At 49.0% G+C, this 4,241-nt stretch carries 6 protein-coding genes; 1 reads left to right on the top strand and 5 read right to left on the bottom strand.

Going from position 1 to position 4,241, the window contains the following annotated elements; translation table 11 throughout:
* Positions 1-485 (top strand): hypothetical protein (locus ABGY95_RS07635; protein WP_347441095.1); only part of this gene is annotated, 485 nt, incomplete at its 5' end.
* A gap of 130 nt (positions 486-615) precedes the next feature.
* Here the strand turns inward: ABGY95_RS07635 and lpxA are convergent.
* From lpxA to ABGY95_RS07610, 5 genes are all read right to left on the bottom strand, one after another.
* A complete protein-coding gene (gene lpxA / locus ABGY95_RS07630) occupies positions 616-1,386 on the bottom strand; it encodes an acyl-ACP--UDP-N-acetylglucosamine O-acyltransferase (RefSeq protein WP_347441094.1) in 771 nt (256 codons plus the stop codon).
* A gap of 7 nt (positions 1,387-1,393) precedes the next feature.
* On the bottom strand, positions 1,394-2,092 hold the full coding sequence (gene radC, locus ABGY95_RS07625; RefSeq protein ID WP_347441093.1) for a DNA repair protein RadC: 699 nt from the start codon (positions 2,090-2,092) through the stop codon (positions 1,394-1,396).
* A 6-nt stretch (positions 2,093-2,098) separates the two neighbouring features.
* Positions 2,099-2,581: a 2-C-methyl-D-erythritol 2,4-cyclodiphosphate synthase gene (ispF, locus tag ABGY95_RS07620; RefSeq protein ID WP_347441092.1), complete on the bottom strand. Its 483-nt coding sequence runs from the start codon at positions 2,579-2,581 to the stop codon at positions 2,099-2,101.
* A gap of 14 nt (positions 2,582-2,595) precedes the next feature.
* Entirely contained in the window at positions 2,596-3,276 is a 681-nt protein-coding gene (locus tag ABGY95_RS07615; protein WP_347441091.1) for a metal-dependent hydrolase, read from the bottom strand.
* A gap of 94 nt (positions 3,277-3,370) precedes the next feature.
* Complete coding sequence (locus tag ABGY95_RS07610; protein ID WP_347441090.1) at positions 3,371-4,207, bottom strand: FKBP-type peptidyl-prolyl cis-trans isomerase N-terminal domain-containing protein; 837 nt, start codon at positions 4,205-4,207, stop codon at positions 3,371-3,373.
* Positions 4,208-4,241 lie beyond the last annotated feature (34 nt).

Below are 4,241 nucleotides of genomic sequence, written 5' to 3'. Positions count from 1 at the left end.
GTCTTGACGAACTTGATCTCTGGGTCGACGCTTCTAAGGATCTCGGCTGGGCTCGTTTCACAACTGGTTACATCTTCTATGAGTTCTTTGATGGAAATGCTGCTGACGGTCACGAAGTATACTTCGGCCTTTCTAGAGACTTCTGTTACGGCATCAATGCTAGCTACACATACTTCTGGGACGTGCACGGTGTAGACAACGATGGCTACAACGAGCTTGTTTTCTCTAAGGATGCTGACGTTTTCGGTAACACATTGGACACATCACTCACATCAGGTTTCCTCGCTGAAGGTTGGGGTGCTTCACACATAACACTCAAGTCTTCATACGACATCGCGATCTCCGAGAACGCAACACTTTCACCTTATCTCGCATATTCATGGGAGCTTGGTGGAGCTGAGCGTTACGGGGCAGCTATTGACGGTTCTCAAGGTACTGAGCAAAATCGTTTCTACGGTGGTGTAGCTCTTTCAGTTAGCTTCTAATCTTAGCTAATTAGTAAACACTAATTTCTACGGGCAAGACTTCGGTCTTGCCCGTATTTTTTTAGCCCTACAAAAAACCGCAAAGGAGAGTGTCCATTGCGTTTTTTTGTTAGAGTGAAGAGCGCTTCAGTTAGGCCATCATGATGCCTTTGCGCGACGGGTTCTTCGCTGCGTTGATGAGGAGGAGTGTGGGGGCTTCCCAAGTGCGTTGGTCAGCCTGAGTTAGAGCGTCGGTCATGCTTAGATCGCTTTTAAAAAGGAGATTGTAGGCACTTTTGATTTCTTTGCGCAGCTCGCCATTGAGGCCGGCACGGCGTAAGCCAATGACATTGAGACCTGCTAACTTATTTTGACCGTGCGCCATGCAGTAAGGCGGAATGTCTTTGGTGATGGCGGCATTGCCTTGGCAGATAGCATAGTCGCCGATCTTGATAAACTGGTGGAAACCGGCTCCGCCGCCGAGGAAGCAAAAGTTGCCGATTTGAATGTGACCTGCGACAAGAACCCCATTTGCTAGGTTGTTGCTGTCACCAACTTGCACATCGTGGGCTAGATGGCTGTTGATCATAAACATGTTGTTATCTCCCACTGTGGTGAGTCCTCCTTCGCTGGTGCTGCGATGGATAGTGACGTGCTCGCGGATCGTATTGTTGTCACCTATTAGGACACCTGAGCGAGTAGATTTGTCAAAGGAGGTGTCCTGTGGATCACCTCCAATGTGTGAGCCAAATCCAACAAAGTTCTTTTTACCGAGTGTGGTTTGGCCACTGATCCAAACGTGGGGATCGATGGTGCAGTCATCGCCAATATGAACATCGGCATCAATGATAGTGAATGCTCCAATGCTGACGTTAGAGCCGATAGTGGCGTTGGGATGAATGATGGCGGTAGGGTGGATCATGGAGGTGTTAGTTTATAAGTCCGTGTTCGCGGAATGAAAAATAGGGATCACGCTGGGCTGAGGGAGATCCGATGATAAGGTGGTCAACGCAGCGCACTTGGAGTAGTTCTGCCGCGGCAGAGATTTGTTGAGTCATTTGTTTGTCAGCCTGACTTGGGCTCGGGTCACCAGAAGGGTGATTATGTACCAGTATAAATCCCCAGGCCTGGTGGAGAATGACGTAATGGAAGACGTCTCTTGGGTGACAGAGAGTTTCGTTGATAGTGCCGTGTGAGAGTTCGATAGTGCGCATGTGCTTGAGTCGCGCATCAGCGAGCAAGAGAAAGAGTTTCTCGTGGTTTTGGTGGTCCACAATGGGACGCATCAAGTTGTAAATCTCCTCAGGTGTGGCGATAGAGGCATTGTTTATCTCTTCTTTGGCCGAACGAAGGCCAAGCTCAAAAGCTGCTGCTATTTGGGCTGCCTTGGCTGGGCCAATTCCGTGTTGCTTGGCAATTTCTTTAAGCGGGCTTCTGCCTAGGCTTCGTAGGTTGCCGTGAGAATAGAGTAATTCTTGGGCTATCTCGATAGCGCTCTGCCCGGGCACACCGACTCTCAGAAAGATAGCGATGAGTTCAGCATTGCTGAGTGCCGCCGGTCCCCACTTCGCTAGTTTTTCTCTTGGGCGATCTTCCTCAGGGAGATCGCTGATGCGGCTGCTCGGCATTGGCTACTAATTATGAATAATGAGGCAGCAGGTAGCCATGGCAGCAATGCCCTCTTTTCGTCCAACAAAGCCCATAGTTTCATTTGTTGTGGCTTTGATGCCGACATCTTCAGGCTCAATGCCAAGAGCATCTGAGATATTCTTTTTCATAGCTGTGAGGTGTGGCATCACCTTTGGGGCTTCTGCGACAATGGCTGAATCGACGTTTTGGAGTTCGGCACCTTTTTCGTCTGCTAGAGATCGGCATTTTTTGAGGATATCGAGTGAACAAATGCCTTCGATGTCTGCGTCTTCAGGAGGGAAATAGAAACCAATGTCAGGTAGCCCTAAGGCGCCAAGTACCGCATCGGCAATGGCGTGGCAGAGTACGTCTGCATCTGAGTGGCCAAGTAATCCGATGGTATGTGGGATGTCGACACCGCCTAGGATGCATTTGCGGCCATCAGCGAATTGGTGGACATCGTAGCCGATGCCTGTACGGATTTTCATAGTATAGAAATGAGTTAGATTGAGATGGATTCCCCAATAGCTGGGAGAAAGAGTTGTTTGCCTTTACTGACGAAATGTTCACGCGCTGCTGATTGGTCGATTTCGATATAGGGGAATGTGTCGAAATGCGTGCCTAAAACTTTGTCTACGCCAATCCATTCAGCACAGATGGCTGCGTCTTCGTGGCCCATGGTGAAATTATCCCCAATGCAGAGGACTGCCCAGTCAAGTTTGTGAAAGTCACCGAGTAGTTTCATATCATAGGTGAGAGCTGTGTCCCCGGAGAAATAAAAGTTGCCTTCGTCTGATTCGACAACAAAGCCGCCAGGGTTACCACCGTACGTTCCATCAGGAAGGACGGATGAGTGCACGGCGTTGACGAATTTGACTTTGCCGAATGGGAGTTTGACTGAACCGCCGTGGTTGAGTGGGTGGCTTTTTTTATGTCCCTTTTCTCCAAACCAGCAAACAATTTCGTAGTTGGAAATGAGAGTGGCTCCAGTGCGTTTGAGTATTTCTTCCGCGTCGGCAACATGGTCCTCATGGCCGTGAGAAATCAAAATAAAATCAGCGTCAATAGCCTCAATATTGATTTTTTCGGCCTTTGGGTTAGGTGAGATAAAAGGGTCGAATAGGATTTTGTATCCGTTGATTTCGACGGAGAAGCAAGAGTGTCCGTAAAAGATCGCGTTCATGCTAGGAATATGATGATGAATGTATATTTTAGAAGAAAAAAAGCCACTGATGCGTGATCAGCGGCTTTAGAGGTGTTCAGAGAGTCTCGTCAGATTATTGTCCAGGATGGCCTTGTGGCATTACACCTGGAGGCATATTGAATGGCATGCCTTGAGGAGCTGGGCGCTTGCCAATCTTAGTGAGCTCTACCTCAAAAATGAGTGTTGAGTTTGGTTCGAGCTTTGAGCCTGAGCGACGCTCGCCGTAGCCGAGTTTAGCTGGGATGAAGATTTGCCATTTGGAGCCGATTGGCATGATTTTAAGAGCTTCAGCAAAACCAGGAACGACTTGAAGAGTGAATGGAACTGGCTCGCCTTCTGGTGACTTATCGAACTCAGTGCCGTCGATCAGTGTGCCGCGGTAGTTTACAAAGAACTCTGACTGCTGGTCCACTCCACCTGGGGCATCCTTTGGTGCTTCATATTTCTTGTCTCCACCTTTTTCGAGGACAAGGTATTGGAGGCCGCTTTCAGTTGTTTTTACTCCCTCCTTCTTGGCGTTTTCAGCAAGAAAGGCAGTGCCTTTTTTGAGGTTTTCGTCGCCGATCTTTTTCTCGCGCTCCATGAGTGAGGTCTGCAATGTCTGCATAGCTACGTCGAGTTGTTCTGGAGTGAACTTGAGTTCTGCACCAGAGAGAGCTTCGGTGAAGCCGTGCAAAAACGCATCTTTGTCGAAATCGGAAGCGATCAAGCCCGCGTTGGCGAGCTGGAATGCGCTTTGGTAGCCAATCCCATAGGACGTGCGTGATTTGACTTCTTCAGGAGAGAGCTGCTCTGCTTTTTTTTCTACTGCAGGAGCAGCAGGAGCAGCAGGAGCGGCTGCTGGCTCCTGGGCGAATGTGGTTGCCGTGAAGGCGAGGCCGATTGCGGCGATGCTTAGTTGCTTTTTCATGATATGAATTGAGTAAAGGAAAAATAGGTTTCAG

This window comes from Rubritalea sp., assembly GCF_039830215.1.
Lineage (GTDB): Bacteria > Verrucomicrobiota > Verrucomicrobiia > Verrucomicrobiales > Akkermansiaceae > Rubritalea.
Note: the sequence above shows the minus strand (reverse complement) of the source record. Positions and strands in the feature narration are given on the sequence as shown.